The following is a 15,935-nucleotide window of genomic DNA, read 5'->3' as shown; positions in this document are numbered from 1 at the left end:
ACCTTCTTCGGTCACACATGGACTGTTCATACATTGGGCTACGACATCATCACGCAAAGTGAGCATCGCGTGTGGGACCTTGGGCAACTTCCGCCGTGTCGCCACCCCGGAAACCGCAACGAAACGGACGTGAGGGATCATCTGTCACATGAGCCAGTTCGATGACCTGATTTCCGCCAATGCGAAATATGCTGCTAAATTCCGGAATTCCGAACTGACCGGCCGGGCCGCTCGCGGACTCGGCGTCGTGACCTGCATGGACTCCCGCATCGACCCCCTTGGCCTGCTCGGTCTAGAGGCGGGCGACGCCAAGATCCTGCGGAACGCGGGCGCGCGCGTGACGGACGACGTCCTGCGTACCCTCGTCCTGGCCGTCTACCTGCTCGGCGTAGAACGCGTGCTGGTGATGCCCCACACCGACTGCGGCATGTCCAAGGTCACCGACGCCGATGTGTACGAGCTCACCCAGCGGCACGGGGTCGACACCCGCAGCCTGGAGTTCCACACCGTCCCCGACCAGGACGCGGCCCTGCGCCATGACCTGACGCGGATCCGCTCCTCGCCCTTCCTGCCGCCGGGGCTGCCGGTGGGCGGCGCGATCTACGACGTGCATTCGGGCGAACTGCTGCCGGTCGACCTGGTATGACTCTCCGCTAACCTGATAGCTCTACGTTTTGTGAGAAATATCGCACCAAAGCGATCCCTCACTTTGCCGTGCTGTTACCTGTGATATCCCTGTGACCCGTCGGCGATCTTGTCGCCGCGACAGAAACGGGGATGTCATGTTAACGATCAATCCGGTACCGCCTAACGATCGGTGATCGTCGCCGGGGGTCAGTCCCCTGCCCGACGCCCTGAAGTCAGCGCATTCGCGCGCTACTCCACACCCATCGATCGTTAGGACGTTGATTTTGCGTAAGTCTCTCAACCGTTCCATGGGCCGCCTGGCCCTCGGGCTCAGCGCCGTGACCGTGCTCACCGCCGCCACGGCCATCCCGGCTTCGGCCGCTCTGGCCGCCACCGGCCAGAGCGCGGAGGACATCGCGTCGGCCCAGGCCGCCGCCGACGGCAAGCCCGTACCCGTGCCGAGCCTGTCGGACGAGTCCAGCACCACTGTCGCCAACCCCGACGGCAGTTTCACCGCGACCATCACCTCGGGCCCGTCCCAGGTGCAGCAGAACGGCCAGTGGGTGCCCATCGACACCTCACTCGTCGCCGACGGCGCGGTACTGAAGCCGCGTGCCTCACGCGCCCAGGTCGAGGTCTCCAACGGCGGCGAGGGCACGCTGGCGAAGATGACCGACGACAACGGCCGCGTGTTCTCGCTCAAGTGGCCGACCGCGCTGCCCAAGCCGGTCGTCAAGGCGAACGTCGCCACCTTCACCGACGCGGCGGGCCCGGGGGCCGACCTCGTCGTCACTGTCCTGCCGACGGGATTCCGTCACGACGTCGTTCTGCGCGAGAAGCCCTCCGGTCCGCTGGAGCTCCGCATTCCCGTACAGACCGAGGGCGTCGATCTGTCCGAGTCGGCCGACGGCCGCCTTCTGCTGACCAGTACGGCCGGTGACAAGGTGGTCGCCGCCGGGCCGCAGCCGGTCATGTGGGACTCGAAGGGCCACGGCAAGCCCCGCGGCGACTCGCTCTCGAAGATCGACACCACGGTCGAGACGCAGAACGGCACCAAGGTCCTCGTGCTCAAGCCGGACGCCAAGTTCCTGGCGGACCCGGCGCGCGTCTACCCGGTGACCGTCGACCCGGTGATCACGCTGCCGAGCGTGACGGACACCGACGTCGCCACCTCCTGGGCCTCGCACCCCGGCGACCCGATGATCATCGCGGGCACGATGCCCTGGGAGAACGGCCAGGGCGGCGACGTCATGCGCAGCCTGGTCAAGTTCGACACCCACAAGCTGACCGGCAAGCGGGTCATCTTCGCCAACATGGCGATGTGGAACCTGGAGACGAACGCCTGCGGCCTCCGCGTGGGCTCCGGCCTCACCGCCCAGCGGATCACCAGCTCGTGGGACGAGACCGACCTGAACTGGGACAACAAGCCCACCACCACCGCAGAGGGCCAGGCGACGAACCGCGCGGGCCGCGGCCGCACCTGGACCGCACCGTGCGCCGGGGGCGCCGGCTACCTGTCGTGGCCGGTGACCACCATGGCCAAGGCCTGGGCCTCGGGCGCCGCCAACTACGGCGTCCAGCTGAAGGGCACCGACGAGACGGAGGCCACCAACTGGCGCGCCTTCGCCGCGTCGGAGAACAAGGACGAGGGCGTCAAGCCCCCGACCCTGACGGTCATCTACTGGCGCTGACCACCATCTGAAACCCCGAAGGGGGCCGGGCTCTCCCGGCCCCCTTCGGCATGTCCGGACGAGCCCGGCGCATGGGGACACGCTCGGCGTCCGGACGAGCCCGGCGCATGGGGACACGCTCGGCTCCGGACGAGCCCAGCGTGCCCAGACTGGCTCAGCGCGCCCGCAGAGTCGAGGGCGGGGGTGTCAGCTCGTCGGGCTGGAGCGCATCTGCTCGACCTCGTCCTGGAACACGGCCTGCGTCTTGTTCATGAAGTCGGTGATCACCTCAAGCTGCTCATCGCTGTAATCACTCAACGAAGCCCGCCACGCCTTGATCAGCGGCGTGAACACCGGCGCCACATCCACCGCCGCCCGCTCCAGCACGAGCGTCACCACGACCTTCCGCCGATCGGCGTCGTCCCGCTCCCGCCGCACATATCCCACCGATTCGAGCCGATCGATGACCCCGGTGACGGACGCGGTGGTGATCCCGGCCCGCCGCGCCAATTCGCTGGCCGTCAGGGCCCCTTCACTCAACAGGTTGAGGCAGTGGAGATCGGTGGTGTTGATGCCGATGCGCCCCGCAGCCGCCTGACTCATCGAGACCGAAAGCACGTTGGTCTTGCGCAGCGCTTCGAGCAACGCGGTCACCAACGTCGCACGTCTTGACATCGCCCACCAAACTCTCTAGCTTTTCAAATATCTAGGGAAACTAGAGATAAGCATCTCTAGCAACTAGCCAATCGGAAGGATATCCCGATGAAGGACGTCGTCATGCGCCTGTACGACGAGGTGCTCAACCAGGGCAGGTTGGACGTAGCCGACGAGATCATCGCCAGCGCCCTCTCCACCGACCCCAACGACCCACCCGGCCCGGAGCGCGTCAAGCAGATCTCCACCCACATCCGCTCAGCCCTCCCGGACATGCACTTCGACATCCAGGACATGATCGCAGAAGACAACAAAGTTGCCACCAGATGGACCTTGAGCGGCACCCACACCGGCACCTTCTTCGGCGTCCCACCAACGAACCAGCCCTTGGAGATCAGGGCCTGTGTCATCTTCGAACTCAAGGACAACCAGATCACCAACCTGTGGCCAATCCTGGACACCAGCACCTTGCGCCCCACCTGACAACAGACCGAACCCCCTCGGGATAGCCGGACCTGCCGGTGCGAGCAACCATCCTGAGCCGGAACGCGCGCTTCTCTAGGGATCGGCTGGACCCAGCTGAACGAGGTGGCCAGCCTCGAACGCGACCATCATCCGGCCTCCGCTGGCATCGACGTCCTCGGACATGTGGCGGTCAAATCCCGGCGAGCCTGAGCGGCTCAGAGCGTGCCGAGCAGGTCCTGGGTGCGCTCTGGAACGGGCCTGAGCGGCCCTGGAGCGCACAAACCAGGCCTAGGCATGCCCTCAAGACGGGCCTGACGCGCCAAGGCCTGCCCAGCCCGCTACGGCGTCTGGGGCTCACCGTGCCGGCCGTAAAAGAAAGCCCGTAAAAGAAGAGCGCGCAAAAACGGCGCCGAGCAGACAAGACCGAGCAGACAAAAAGGGTGTGCTAGGCGTCGATATGGTCGCGGTCGACTTCGGCGGCGCTGCTGACGATGAACTCGCGGCGCGGAGCCACGTCGCTGCCCATCAGCAGGCTGAAGATCCCCTCCGCCGTCTCCGCGTCCTCGATGCGGACGCGGCGCAGGATGCGGTGGCGGGGGTCCATCGTGGTCTCCGCGAGCTGGTCGGCGTCCATCTCGCCCAGACCCTTGTAGCGCTGCACCGGGTCCTTCCAGCGCCGGCCGCGTCGCTCCAGGTCGCGCAGGACCTTCTGCAGCTCGGCGTCGGAGTAGCAGTAGATGTACTTCTCCTTGCCCCGGCCGGGGTTGGTGAGCTCGATGCGGTGCAGCGGCGGGACCGCGGCGAACACCCGGCCCGCCTCGACCATGGGCCGCATGTAGCGGTGGAAGAGGGTCAGCAGCAGGCAGCGGATGTGGGCGCCGTCGACGTCGGCGTCGGCCATCAGGATGACCTTGCCGTAACGGGCCGCCTCGATGTCGAAGGAGCGGCCGGAGCCCGCGCCGACCACCTGGATGATCGCGGCGCACTCGGCGTTCTTGAGCATGTCGCTCACGGACGCCTTCTGCACATTGAGGATCTTGCCGCGGATCGGCAGGAGGGCCTGGAACTCCGAGTCGCGGGCCAGCTTGGCGGTGCCCAGCGCGGAGTCGCCCTCGACGATGAACAGCTCGCTGCGGTCGATGTCGTCGCTGCGGCAGTCGACGAGCTTGGCGGGGAGCGCGGAGTTCTCCAGGGCGCTCTTGCGGCGCTGGTTGTCGCGGTGCTCGCGGGCCGCGATGCGGGCCTTGGCCGCGGCGACGATCTTCTCCAGCACGGCGCGCAGGGGCTGCTTGTAGCCGCGCGGCGGGTTGGCGAACAGCTCCTTGAGCTCGCGGGAGACCACGTGGGAGACGATGCGGGTGGCCGCCGAGGTGCCCAGCACCTCCTTGGTCTGGCCCTCGAACTGCGGCTCCGGCACCCGGACCGTGACGACCCCGGTCAGGCCCTCGGAGATGTCCTCCCCCCTGACCGGGTCGTCGCCGTTCTTCAGCAGACGGGTCTCGCGCAGCAGCTCGTTGATCGTGCGGGCCAGGCCGCGCTCGAAGCCGGTGAGGTGGGTGCCGCCCTTGGGGGTGGCGATCACGTTGACGAACGAGCGGACGGTCGAGTCGTAACCCTTGCCCCAGCGAACGGCCACGTCGACGGTGAGCTCGCGCTGCACCTCGGTGGCCGTCATGTGACCCTGATCGTCGAGCACCGGGACGGTCTCGTGGAAGTGACCGACCCCCTGCAGGCGCAGCACGTCGCAGACGGCCTCGTCGCGGGCCAGGAACTCGGTGAACTCGGAGATGCCCCCGTCGAAGTGGAACTCCTCCTCGACCCGCTCCTCGTGCCTGCTGTCGATCACGGCCAGGGTCAGGCCGGGCACCAGGAAGGCGGTCTGGCGCAGGCGGACGTGGATCTCGTCGAGCGAGACCTCGGCGTCGGGCAGGAAGATCTGCTTGTCGGCCCAGAACCGCACCCGGGTGCCGGTGGTCCGCTTGGGCAGCTTGCCGCCGTAACGCAGGCCGGACTTCTTCTTGAACTTGGCCTTCGGGCCGTCGCCGTCGAAGATGCCGGGCACGCCGCGGCGGAAGCTGATCTCGTGGATCTGGCCGTCACGGTCGACCTCGACGTCGAGGCGCTCGGACAGGGCGTTGACCACGGAGGCGCCCACGCCGTGCAGGCCGCCGGACGCGCCGTAGGAGCCGCCGCCGAACTTTCCGCCCGCGTGGAGCTTGGTGTAAACGAGCTCGACTCCGGCCAGACCGCTCTTGGGCTCGATGTCGACGGGGATGCCGCGGCCGTCGTCGCGCACCTCGATGGAGCCGTCTGGATAGAGCTCCACCTCGATGCGGGTGCAGTGCCCGGCGAGCGCCTCGTCGACGCCGTTGTCGACGATCTCCCAGAGGCAGTGCATGAGCCCGCGGCTGTCGGTTGACCCGATATACATGCCAGGGCGCTTGCGGACCGCTTCCAGCCCTTCAAGCACCGACAGGTGGCGAGCCGTGTAACCCGCCTCCACTAGCGTCACTCCGGCTCCCCTGCGTCTAAGCGTCGAACGTCAAAGCGTCGAACCGAGCATCGAACATGTGTGCGTAGCCTATCGTTCTTCCCCTACGCACGCGTACAAGCTTGCCATGACGGCAGGTTTGGTGTTACCAGGCGACGGCTCTCCATCACTTCCGGCCACATTCTGCTCTCGGCGTAGCCGGGCAGTGATTGGGAACGTCCACGTCCGGTTAGATGTTGTCCAAGTGACTGACGCCAGATCCTCGCTTCGGCGGGGGTGACCCGAAAGGCGATACGTGACTGGAGCTCTCGCCCCCGTTAAGCCGCTGACGGCCCTCGACCGTTGCGACCGTTGCGGCGCCCAGGCCTACATTCGCGCGACCCTGCCCGTGGGTGGGGAGCTGCTGTTCTGCGCTCATCACGGGCGTCAGCACATAGCAGCGCTCCGCGATAAGGGCGCCGACATCCTGGACGAGTCTGCTCGGCTCAGCGAAACCCCAACAGTGGCCCCCAACGACGAGCGCTAACCGGCGCTGGTCGTGATGAGATAACAACATATTGCACGGAGCGGAACGGCGATCCCGGCAGGCCCGGGACCGCCGTTTCGTCATGTCTCAGGCCGTCTCACCAGGCGGACACATCGCCGCCTGACCTCACAGGCATATCGCCGCCGTCTGATCTCACGCGGCCCTACTTCGCTCTGTAGTGATAGCGGGCCCGCGCTTCGAAGCCCTCGCTTCGGTACAGGGCCTGGGCCGCCTCGTTGGGCGCGGTGGTCACCAGATAGGCCGTACGCGCCCCGCTACGCCGTACGAGAGCACGCAACACGCTCCTGGCCAGCCCACGGCGGCGAGCCTGGGGCAACGTGGCCATGCAGTAGATCCCGATCGTCTCCCCCTGCGGCACACCCCGGCCGACGGCGACGGCCTGACCGTCCTCCTCGACCGCGGCGTACAGGGCAGGCACCCCTCGGCAGATCCGCTCAGCCACCTCGACACCCTCGGCGTAGCGCCCGTCCACGGCCCACCAGGTCTCCAGCCACCCCGGCCAGGGCCGCTCCTCCACCCGCACCGGATGAACGGCCTGGGAAACACCGCCGCCCCCGACCATGATCACGGTCGGGTCGACGGTCTCATATCCCCGCGCCGACAGCTCGTCATCGAGCCCCGGCATGGCCCCCATCCCCACGGAGAACACGCTCCGCTGCCCCTTCTCGGCATAGAACGCCTCGGCGGCCTCGATCGCGCCAGTGAGATCGGCGGGCCGTCCCAGGGGGAGCACGGAGTTCGCCCGCTTGGTCACGCCTCCGGCGTAGCGAAGGATCCAGCCGTCGTACGTCCGCTGCTCATAGGCGGGCCAGGCCTCATGTACCAGCAAGTCGAAATCCACTCGCGCACCCTACCCAACCAGCGCAGACCTCCCGCGAAGCGGCCAAACCTCGGCGGCCGCATTCCGGAATAACCCTCAGCAGGCAGGGCAACCAAGACACAAGCAGTGAGCGGCGGGCGGCAGGCTGTGGGCGGTGGGTAGTGGGCATTGACTATGCTGTGGCGTGCTGATTTTGTTGCCTCCCTCGGAGGGGAAGGCCGGTGCAGGCAGCGGTCCTCCTCTGGGGGATCTTTCGTTCCCCGCCCTGGACAGACCGCGCAAACGCGTACTGACCGCGCTCATGAGAGCGTCCAGACGGCGTGACGCCCTCGACGTCCTCGGCCTGTCGCCCGGCCTGGCAGGCGAACTGGCCAAAAACCTGGAGCTCCAAACCGCTCCGGCCCTCCCGGCGGCCGATCTCTATACCGGCGTCCTGTACGAGAAGCTCGGTCTCGGCACCCTGGCGGACGAGGCCAGGAAGCGGGCCGAGGAGTCGGTGCTCATCTTCTCCGGCCTCTGGGGCGTGTTGCGGATCACCGACCGCGTCCCGCCCTACCGGCTGTCGATGGGGGTGACTCTGCCGGTGCTGGGCGGGCTGGCCGCGTTCTGGCGGCCCACGGTGTCCAAGGAACTGGAGCGCCTGGACGGGCTGGTGGTCGATCTGCGTTCGGCCACCTACGCGGGAGCCTGGCAGCCCGGGGAGCGGTCTGTGGCGGTACGGGTGTTCCGCGATGGCAAAGTGGTCAGCCACATGGCGAAGGCGACCCGGGGTGAGATCGCCCGCACCCTGCTGGAGACCGGGGCAGATCCCGCCACACCCGGCGAACTGGCCGCGCTCCTCACCGGCCACGGCCACACGGTCCACCTGATCGAGCCCACCCGGCCCAACCGCCCCTGGACCCTCGACGTCAGCCTGTGAAGTCACCCAGATGGTCCGCCGCCCAGGCCGCGAACGTACGGCCGGGGCGGCCGATCAACCGCTCGACGTCCGTGGTGATCTCGACCGGCACACCGTCGTTCGACTGCCACCAGTCCAGCAACGGCTCGGCGAACTGCTCGGGGATGTAGTCCGCCATCTCCGCCTTCCACTCCTCCCGCGTGACGTTCTTGATGGTGATGTCCCTGCCGGTCACGTGGCCGAGGATGGCGATCTGCTCGGCGAAGGTGATCGATTGGGGCCCGGTCAGCAGGTACGGCCGGCCGCCCAGGGCCGGGTCGGTGAGCACGGCGGCGGCCGCCTCGGCGATGTCGGCCTCGTGGATGGGGTCGTTGTGCGAGTTGGGGTATGGCAGGCTCACCGGCTCGCCCGCCTTGACGGGCCAGGACCAGCCCAGCGCGTTGCCGGCGAACGAACCCGGGCGCAGCAGCGTGCTGCGGACGGGCGCGGCGGTCAGGGCCCGTTCCACGTCCAGGTGGGACTTGGCCAGGGGGCTGGCCTCGGGGTTCGGGCCGAGCACGGAGGAGGACGACAGCAGCACGATGTGCTCGACTCCGGCCTCGGTCGCCTCCTTGACGAAGGCGTCGATGTGCGACGATTCGGCGTACAGGAAGACCGAGGTGACGCCGGCCAGGGCGGCGGGGAACGTCGCGGGGTCGCTGAGGTCGCACGCGATGGTCGACGGGTCACCGGGCTGGCGGGAGGCCGGGCGAACGGGCAGGCCGCGTCGGCGCAGGATGGCGATGAGCTCAGTGGCGACGGCGCCACGAGCGCCGGTAACAAGGGTGGTCATATCGGGAAATGCCTTTCTGGGTGATGATTCTGGGGCTTTGTAGGCAGGCCGCTTGGGTCATGGTGCGGCTGAGCTCTGTACAGCGTTGTCACGGCTGAGCTCTGTATGGCGTTCTCAGTGGCGGCGCGGCTGGGCCTTGCGCGGCAGGAGCCACACCAGGCCGCAGCAGGCGATCACGGCGACGACCACGACGAGCAGGCTGCCGGTCGCGGCCTCCATCTGGTCGCCGGTACGGAAGTAGACGGTGGTCACGGCCGCGGCGCCTATGGCGTTGGCCAGCTGCTGAACCGCGGAGAGCGACCCGCTGGCGCTGCCGGCCTCACGCGGGTCGATGTCACCCAGGGTGACGTCATAGATGGTGCCGAAACAGGTGCCCATGCCCAGCCCGATGACCAGCGCCGCCAGGACGAGCGCCCAGGCGCCGTCCACGACTCCGGAGACGACGGCCAGCAGCCAGCTGGTGCCGATCAGCGCGATGGTCAGGCCGATGGTGATCAGCGTGCGGCCGAACCGGTCGATGAGCCGGTGGCAGGCCACCGAGGCGATGACGATGCCCACCGCCACCGGGGTCAGGCCGAGCGCCGCCTGTACGGGCGTGAAGCGCAGGCCGTACTGCATGAACAGCACGAGCACGTACAGCAGGCCAGACACGGCCGCGAAGAAGACCATGCCCAGGACCAGGCCGGCGGTGAAGCCGCGGTTGCGCAGGAGCGACGGCTCGATCAGCGGGTTGGTGGCGGTGCGCTGGCGTACGCAGAACAGGCCGAAGAACACCAGCCCGCCGGCCAGGCACAGGATCGGGACGAGCCTCCACCCATGGGCCGAGCCGTCGATCAGGCCGTACAGGAGACCCACCATGGTCACCGCCAGCACCCCGGCACCAACACCGTCCACCCCAGATCCACTGGAGCGATCACCGGGAGCATCGGCGGGCAGGAGCCGGGTGGCGGCGATGAGCGCGGCGCCCCCGAGCACGATGTTGATCAAGAACATCGCGCGCCACCCCAGCCCGAACAGATCGGCCTCGATCAGAAAGCCCGCCACCACCGGCCCTCCGACCGAAGAGACGCCAAGCGCGGGGGCGAACACGCTGAAGGCCTTGCCAAGCTGATCACGGGGAAAGACGGCCCCCAGAATCCCGAAGCCCTGGGGGATCATCAGCGCCCCGAACCCGCCCTGTACCAGCCGGGCACCGATGAGCACCCCCGGACTGACCGCCAGCCCGCAGGCGACGGACGCGAGCGTGAAACCGGTGATGCCGAGAAGGAAGAGGCGGCGGCGGCCGTAGCGGTCGCCGAGCCGCCCGCCGACCACCAGCAGGACCCCGAGCGCCAGCGCGTACGCGGCGCCGAGCCACTGGATGAGGGCCGCTCCCCCGCCGAGGTCGGCCGCGATGGTGGGGGCGGCGACGTTGGTGATCGTCGCGTCGAGCAAGTCCAGGACGGCGGCGGCGATGATGACGCCCAGGACGGCCCACCGCCGGTCCGCCTGGACGGGTGAGGCACGGATGAGTGCGGACATGCGGATCCCCTCGATAGAATGCGTACGTGACACAAAGAGTGCGTCACGCAAAGATTGTGTGACGCACATAAATATGAGGTACGGAGCAACCTGGTGTCAAACCGAGCGGAAACGCTGAAGCGGATCATCGATGAGAGCCAGCGGCACTATGCGGCATATGCGCTGTTCAATCAGGCGCTGGCCGACCATCTGGGCATTCACCCGACAGACCTGCAGTGCGTGGCACTGCTGGATCTGGAGGCCGGGCCGGTGAGCACCGGGGAGATCGCCCGGCTGACGGGCCTGACGCCCGGCTCCGCCACGCGCCTGGTGGACCGGCTGGAGAAAGCGGGTCTCGTCGTACGGCACACCGATCCAGCGGACCGCAGGCGGGCGCTGGTCGCCCTCGCCCCCTCGGCCCAGACCAGGATCGGTGACGCCTGGGAGACGCCGGGCAAGGCGTTCGCCGAGGTGATGGAGAGCTACTCGGACGCGGAGTTGGCCGTGATCGCCGACTACCTGCGCCGGGCCGGCGCCGTCGGCCGCGCCCAGGCCGAACGCCTCGGCAAAGGGGCATGAACGCACCTGGCCCCGCACAGCCGGAGCTGTGCGGGGCCAGGGGTGAAACGATCTTCCATTAGTCCAGGTAGTCGCGGAGCACCTGGGACCGGGACGGGTGACGCAGCTTGGACATCGTCTTCGACTCGATCTGCCGGATGCGCTCACGCGTCACCCCGTAGACCTTGCCGATCTCGTCGAGTGTCTTCGGCTGCCCGTCCGTGAGGCCGAACCGCATCGACACGACGCCCGCTTCCCGCTCCGACAACGTGTCGAGAACGGAGTGCAGCTGCTCCTGGAGCAGCGTGAAGCTGACGGCGTCGGCCGGCACGATGGCCTCGGAGTCCTCGATGAGGTCACCGAACTCGCTGTCGCCCTCCTCACCGAGGGGGGTGTGCAGCGAGATGGGCTCGCGACCGTATTTCTGGACCTCGACCACCTTCTCGGGGGTCATGTCCAGCTCGCGGGCCAGCTCTTCCGGCGTGGGCTCCCGGCCGAGGTCCTGCAGCATCTGCCGCTGAACCCGGGCCAGCTTGTTGATCACTTCGACCATGTGGACCGGGATGCGGATGGTCCGCGCCTGGTCGGCCATGGCCCGGGTGATCGCCTGCCGGATCCACCATGTGGCGTAGGTGGAGAACTTGTAGCCCTTGGTGTAGTCGAACTTCTCGACCGCGCGGATCAGGCCGAGGTTGCCCTCCTGGATCAGGTCCAGGAACAGCATGCCGCGTCCGGTGTAGCGCTTGGCCAGCGAGACCACCAGACGGAGGTTGGCCTCCAGCAGGTGGTTCTTGGCCCGGCGGCCGTCCTCGGCGATCCACTCGAGCTCGGCCCGGACGTCGACCGGCAGACCCTCGGTCTCGCCGCCGCCCAGCTGCTCCTCGGCGAACAGTCCCGCCTCGATGCGCTTGGCCAGCTCGACCTCCTGCTCGGCGTTGAGCAGGGGGACCTTGCCGATCTGCTTGAGGTAGTCCTTGACCGGGTCGGCGGTGGCGCCGGCGGCGGCCACCTGCGCGACCGGCGCGTCATCGTCGTCGTCGGAGAGGATGAGGACTTCGTCCTCGGTCTTCTCCGTGGCGGCGACGGCTGCCACGTCGGCGGCCTTGGGCTCATCCTCGGTGTCGTCGTCGGAGTCGCCCTCGGAGTCGGAGTCGTCCGCGGCGACGATCTCCTCGTCCTCGACCTCGATGTCTTCGAGATCCTCAAGCTCGACGTCTCCCTCGAGCTCGATGTCCTCGTCGTCGTCGACGCCCTCAGGGCTCTTCGGCTTGGTCTCGGCAGGCCCAGCGCTCTTCGGCTCGGCCTTCTTGGCGGGCACGGCCGCCTTCTTCGCCGCCGGAGCGGCCTTCTTGGCGGGAGCCGCCTTCTTGGGGGCGGGCTCGGCTTCGGCGGCGCCCACGACCGCGGTCACGGTCTCAGGCTGCTGCTCTTTGGCGGCCGCTGCGGCCTTGGTCTTGACGGGGGCAGCGGTACGGCGCTTTGCTGGACCACGAGACTTTTTCGGCGCAGCCGAATCCGCGGCGGTCACCACCACGGTCACGCCCTCTTTACTGAGGTTCCGCAAAAATGCGGCGGCGTGCGACATGGGGATGTCCGCCTCCTCGAAGGCCTGACGGACATCCTCAGACTCGAGGAAACCCTGCGAGCGCCCACGCTCGAGCAGTCGCTGAATGACGGGCTCGTTCAGCTCTTGTGGCTTCGAGCGAGTCGAACTTGCAGGCGACACGAACACCTCTCGAACGAACGCGTGGCGACTATGGACCCAGATACCCGCTGGGGGGCTGTTGCCTCTCTCGGAGAACGATGCGGCCGTGCGGATCGCGACGGACCTGTCCAGCATTCTGGCACGACCACGCACTCCATACGGCCACCTCCCGGCGGTTGACCTCCACCCTAGGCCGACCCAGACAGTAGTGCGTACGTAAGCGCGGCACTGATACCCGAAAGCAACCCTTATGACTGATTCATTCAGTCACTCTTCGTGGCGGGCGGCACATGGATAGCCAGGGCGGTAACGTCATCATCCTGTTCATATCCAGACAACATCCGGTCAACCAGGAAGTCCAGCAACATGTGCGGACTACTGACCACCTCAGGCGGCGCTTCGGTCACAACACTGCAAAGCTCTGCGAGTCCTGCGTCCAAACCGCGTTTCCGGTTCTCCACCAAGCCGTCTGAGTAGAGCACGGCGGTGTGTCCCGGCGGCACCACGAACCGGAACTGCCGGCGGCTGGTCGGCCAGCCCAGCGGTGTGCCCGGCTCCACGTCGCCCAGGACCGCGGTGCCCTGCGGGGAGACCAGGACGGGCGGCGGATGGCCCGCCAGGGCCAGCGTGCCCTCGCCGGTGACGGGCTCGACCACCATGTAGGCGAGGGTCGTGACCTGCTCTTCTTCCTCGGTGGCGTCGAAGACCCGGTCGAGGCCGGTGAGCACGGCCGCGGGCGGCGGGTTGGTCAGCGCCAGAGCGCGCATGGCGTTGCGGATGCGGCCCATGCCCGCCGCGGCCTTGACGCCCTTGCCCATGACGTCGCCCACGACCGCCGCGACCCGGCCGTCCTGCAGCACGAACGCGTCGTACCAGTCGCCGCCGACCTGCACGTGACGGCTGCCCGAGCGGAACCGCTGGGCCAGCACCAGGCCCTTGACGACCGGCAGGCGGTCGGGCAGCAGGCTGCGCTGGAGCGTCTCGGCGGTGCGGTGCTCGCGTTCGAACAGCGTGGCCCGCTCCACGGCGAGCGCGCACTGCCCGGCGAGCGCCTCCAGGAAGACGCCGTCCTCCTGGGAGATCTTCTGCGGTCTGGTGAAGGAGAAGCGCAGCGCGCCCAGCGCCCGCCCGGCCGCCAGCAGCGGCAGGCCGACCCAGGCCCGCTCATCACTGTGCGTGAGATAATTGGTCAGCACCTGCTCGTCGCCACCGGCTTCGAGAAGCTGGGATTTCAGCCTGTCGGGCGACTCGGCGAAGACCGGCCGGCGGCTGTTGACCGCCATGGTCATCACGCTGGAGGAGGAGAGCGGGATCTCCTCGCCGAGCGTGTCGGACGCCTCGGGGACGCCCTCGCCGTTGATCAGCTTGAGCGCGGCACGGTCGGGGTCGAGCAGCGCGACCGCGGAACGGTCGGCGGCCAGGGCGGTGCGGCCGACGTCGATGATGACCTGCACCACCTGCTCGACGGTGAGCGCCTCGGCCAGCTGGGCGGTGGCGCCCTGCAGCCGCGCGGTGCGCAGGGCCGCGGCGCCGAGCTGGTCGGTCAGCCTGCCGCGCATCTCCTCGGCCTCGCGCTGCGGCGTCACGTCGGTGTTGGCGCCGACCCACTCCACGACCCTGCCGTGCCTGATGATGGGCACGGCCCGCACCTCGAAGTGGCGGTAACCGCTGGCCCGGGTGCGCACGCGGTAGTTCCACTCGAACATCGTGCGGCCGCGCAGCGCCTCCTTCCAGGCTTCCTCGGTCTGCTGGCGCTCCTCCGGATGCACGGCCTCCAGCCAGCCCAGGGCGAGGTATTCCTCCAGCCCCTGGCCGGTGATGGCGCGCCACTGCGGCGCGTCCTCCACCACCGTGCCGGTCGGCGAGGTGATCCAGACGAGCTGCGACTGCGCCTCGACCAGCGAGCGGTAGCGCTCCTCGCTGCGGCGCAGGTCCTCTTCGATCTGGCGGCTCTCGGTCACGTCGAGGCCGATGAGCGCGATCGCCCGCAACTCACCCGCGTCGTCGTGCACCGGCGAGAACGACAGCGACCAGTGCCTGGTCTCCCCCTCGGACGAGCGCACGCGTACGCGACTCTCAGTGACCGGAGAGTCGCTCTCGGTGACGGCCTGGACCGCATGGGTGATGAGCTGGCTGAGGTCGGCCGTCAGCGTCTCGGCTGGCGCGCGGCCGACCAGCCGCTCGGCGGGTACGCCGACGACCTCGGTGAACACGTCGTTGACCAGTTGTACGTGGCCGGCGGCGTCGAAGAACGCGAAGGCGAACTCCGCCTCCGACAGCATGCCCTTGAAGAGGGCGGAGTCTGAGATGTCCACATCCGACTCCCGGGGACGGGGAACGGAGGTCTCGGCGCTCATGGTCGGCACCTCCGTCGCGTGCCAGGGTCTCCCACGCGGCACATCTCCATAACTGTGTATCGGCGTAGCGCAGCTCCGGGCGACCGGATTCTGCAGTACATCATCGGCGATGGGCAGGCGCGGACGGAAGCCCCGGCCGCCATACGGTCAACGCATCCTGTCAAAATCGCTCCACGTTGCGCAGCAAGATCAGGCTACTTGGCCTTGGCCGCGCGCTTGGCCTCCTGCTTGGCGGCCCGAACGCGACCCAGTGTGTCGGCGTCGACCACATCCGCTACCGAACGCAACGACCCCTCCTCGCCATAGGGTCCAGCCGCCTCGCGCCATCCTGGCGGTTGAACCCCCATTTGCTTGCCGAGCAATGCCAAAAATATCTGAGCCTTCTGCTTGCCGAAGCCGGGAAGTCCCAGGAGCCGGTTGAGCAACTCTTTGCCGTCGGCGACGTCACTCCAGACCCTCTCGGGATTGCCGTCGTAGTGCTCCACAAGGTAGGCGGCCAGCTGCTGGACCCGGTCCGCCATCGCCTTGGGGTAGCGGTGCACGGCCGGCTTGGCGGCCAGCAGCGCGGCGAACTCCTCGGGATCGCGAGCCGCGATCTCCTCCGCTGTGAGGTCGTGCCCGAGGCGTTCGGAGATGGTGTGAGGCCCCGTGAACGCCCATTCCATCGGGATCTGCTGATCGAGCAGCATGCCGACGAGCAGGGCGAGCGGACTTCGGCCGAGGAGATCGTCGGCCTCCGTCCGCTGGGCGAGCTGGATGCGCATGGGAACAGCTTCGCACGAATGCGGTTCCGAAGAAGCGAACACAAGCG

14 protein-coding genes are annotated in these 15,935 nt (G+C 68.0%); 6 read left to right on the top strand and 8 right to left on the bottom strand.

Features of this window, described 5'->3' with window-relative positions; translation table 11 throughout:
• Window positions 1–148: 148 nt before the first annotated feature.
• Window positions 149–646, top strand: a complete 498-nt coding sequence (locus AB0L53_RS19430) for a carbonic anhydrase (protein ID WP_363995317.1) — start codon at window positions 149–151, stop codon at window positions 644–646.
• 265 nt (window positions 647–911) lie between these two features.
• A complete protein-coding gene (locus AB0L53_RS19425) occupies window positions 912–2,318 on the top strand; it encodes a DNRLRE domain-containing protein (protein WP_363995314.1) in 1,407 nt (468 codons plus the stop codon).
• A 186-nt stretch (window positions 2,319–2,504) separates the two neighbouring features.
• On the opposite strand, the gene AB0L53_RS19420 is transcribed toward AB0L53_RS19425, so the two are convergent.
• Window positions 2,505–2,951, bottom strand: coding sequence for a MarR family transcriptional regulator (locus AB0L53_RS19420; RefSeq protein WP_363995311.1), 447 nt, complete (start codon window positions 2,949–2,951; stop codon window positions 2,505–2,507).
• A gap of 108 nt (window positions 2,952–3,059) precedes the next feature.
• On the opposite strand from AB0L53_RS19420, the gene AB0L53_RS19415 reads away from it, so the two are divergent.
• On the top strand, window positions 3,060–3,434 hold the full coding sequence (locus AB0L53_RS19415) for an ester cyclase (protein WP_363995309.1): 375 nt from the start codon (window positions 3,060–3,062) through the stop codon (window positions 3,432–3,434).
• Between the two features lie 427 nt (window positions 3,435–3,861).
• Here the strand turns inward: AB0L53_RS19415 and AB0L53_RS19410 are convergent, their stop codons facing one another.
• On the bottom strand, window positions 3,862–5,928 hold the full coding sequence (locus AB0L53_RS19410; RefSeq protein ID WP_363995306.1) for a DNA topoisomerase IV subunit B: 2,067 nt from the start codon (window positions 5,926–5,928) through the stop codon (window positions 3,862–3,864).
• 274 nt (window positions 5,929–6,202) lie between these two features.
• Between AB0L53_RS19410 and AB0L53_RS19405 the strand changes: the two genes are divergently transcribed.
• Window positions 6,203–6,433 carry a hypothetical protein gene (locus tag AB0L53_RS19405; protein WP_357940303.1) on the top strand — a complete coding sequence of 77 codons (231 nt, stop codon included), beginning with the start codon at window positions 6,203–6,205 and terminating at the stop codon, window positions 6,431–6,433.
• 163 nt (window positions 6,434–6,596) lie between these two features.
• On the opposite strand, the gene AB0L53_RS19400 is transcribed toward AB0L53_RS19405, so the two are convergent.
• The gene (locus tag AB0L53_RS19400; protein ID WP_363995303.1) at window positions 6,597–7,295 is read right to left on the bottom strand and encodes a GNAT family N-acetyltransferase; all 699 of its coding nucleotides are present in this window, start codon (window positions 7,293–7,295) and stop codon (window positions 6,597–6,599) included.
• Between the two features lie 163 nt (window positions 7,296–7,458).
• Between AB0L53_RS19400 and AB0L53_RS19395 the strand changes: the two genes are divergently transcribed.
• Window positions 7,459–8,193 (top strand): peroxide stress protein YaaA, encoded by a 735-nt coding sequence (locus AB0L53_RS19395; RefSeq protein WP_363995300.1) that lies wholly within the window; start codon window positions 7,459–7,461, stop codon window positions 8,191–8,193.
• Here the strand turns inward: AB0L53_RS19395 and AB0L53_RS19390 are convergent.
• Together AB0L53_RS19390 and AB0L53_RS19385 are read right to left on the bottom strand one after the other, a co-directional pair.
• Entirely contained in the window at window positions 8,183–9,004 is an 822-nt protein-coding gene (locus AB0L53_RS19390) for an NAD(P)H-binding protein (RefSeq protein WP_363995297.1), read from the bottom strand. The two genes, AB0L53_RS19395 and AB0L53_RS19390, sit on opposite strands and share 11 nt — an antisense overlap.
• 114 nt (window positions 9,005–9,118) lie before the next feature.
• On the bottom strand, window positions 9,119–10,525 hold the full coding sequence (locus AB0L53_RS19385; RefSeq protein ID WP_363995294.1) for an MFS transporter: 1,407 nt from the start codon (window positions 10,523–10,525) through the stop codon (window positions 9,119–9,121).
• A 93-nt stretch (window positions 10,526–10,618) separates the two neighbouring features.
• Between AB0L53_RS19385 and AB0L53_RS19380 the strand changes: the two genes are divergently transcribed.
• A complete protein-coding gene (locus AB0L53_RS19380) occupies window positions 10,619–11,083 on the top strand; it encodes a MarR family transcriptional regulator (protein ID WP_363995291.1) in 465 nt (154 codons plus the stop codon).
• A gap of 58 nt (window positions 11,084–11,141) precedes the next feature.
• Here AB0L53_RS19380 and AB0L53_RS19375 read toward each other — a convergent pair whose 3' ends face one another.
• The 3 genes from AB0L53_RS19375 to AB0L53_RS19365 form a co-directional block, all read right to left on the bottom strand.
• Window positions 11,142–12,788: an RNA polymerase sigma factor gene (locus AB0L53_RS19375; protein ID WP_363995289.1), complete on the bottom strand. Its 1,647-nt coding sequence runs from the start codon at window positions 12,786–12,788 to the stop codon at window positions 11,142–11,144.
• Window positions 12,789–13,030: 242 nt separating this feature from the next.
• Window positions 13,031–15,124: a SpoIIE family protein phosphatase gene (locus AB0L53_RS19370; RefSeq protein WP_363995286.1), complete on the bottom strand. Its 2,094-nt coding sequence runs from the start codon at window positions 15,122–15,124 to the stop codon at window positions 13,031–13,033.
• 194 nt (window positions 15,125–15,318) lie between these two features.
• Window positions 15,319–15,888: an HhH-GPD-type base excision DNA repair protein gene (locus AB0L53_RS19365; protein WP_357940286.1), complete on the bottom strand. Its 570-nt coding sequence runs from the start codon at window positions 15,886–15,888 to the stop codon at window positions 15,319–15,321.
• Between the last annotated feature and the right edge of the window lie 47 nt (window positions 15,889–15,935).

This window comes from Nonomuraea sp. NPDC052129 (assembly GCF_040680095.1).
In the GTDB taxonomy this organism is placed as follows: Bacteria; Actinomycetota; Actinomycetes; order Streptosporangiales; family Streptosporangiaceae; genus Nonomuraea.
The sequence above is the reverse complement of the archived record's forward strand: the minus strand, read 5'-3'. Positions and strand labels throughout refer to the sequence as shown.

Bases quoted from the DNA above. Each gene is read 5' to 3' on its own strand.
- AB0L53_RS19430 (WP_363995317.1), top strand. From the start codon at position 149: ATGAGCCAGTTCGATGACCTGATTTCCGCCAATGCGAAATATGCTGCT.
- AB0L53_RS19415 (WP_363995309.1), top strand. From the start codon at position 3,060: ATGAAGGACGTCGTCATGCGCCTGTACGACGAGGTGCTCAACCAGGGC.
- AB0L53_RS19390 (WP_363995297.1), bottom strand. From the start codon at position 9,004: ATGACCACCCTTGTTACCGGCGCTCGTGGCGCCGTCGCCACTGAGCTC.
- AB0L53_RS19385 (WP_363995294.1), bottom strand. From the start codon at position 10,525: ATGTCCGCACTCATCCGTGCCTCACCCGTCCAGGCGGACCGGCGGTGG.
- AB0L53_RS19370 (WP_363995286.1), bottom strand. From the start codon at position 15,124: ATGAGCGCCGAGACCTCCGTTCCCCGTCCCCGGGAGTCGGATGTGGAC.
- AB0L53_RS19365 (WP_357940286.1), bottom strand. From the start codon at position 15,888: ATGCGCATCCAGCTCGCCCAGCGGACGGAGGCCGACGATCTCCTCGGC.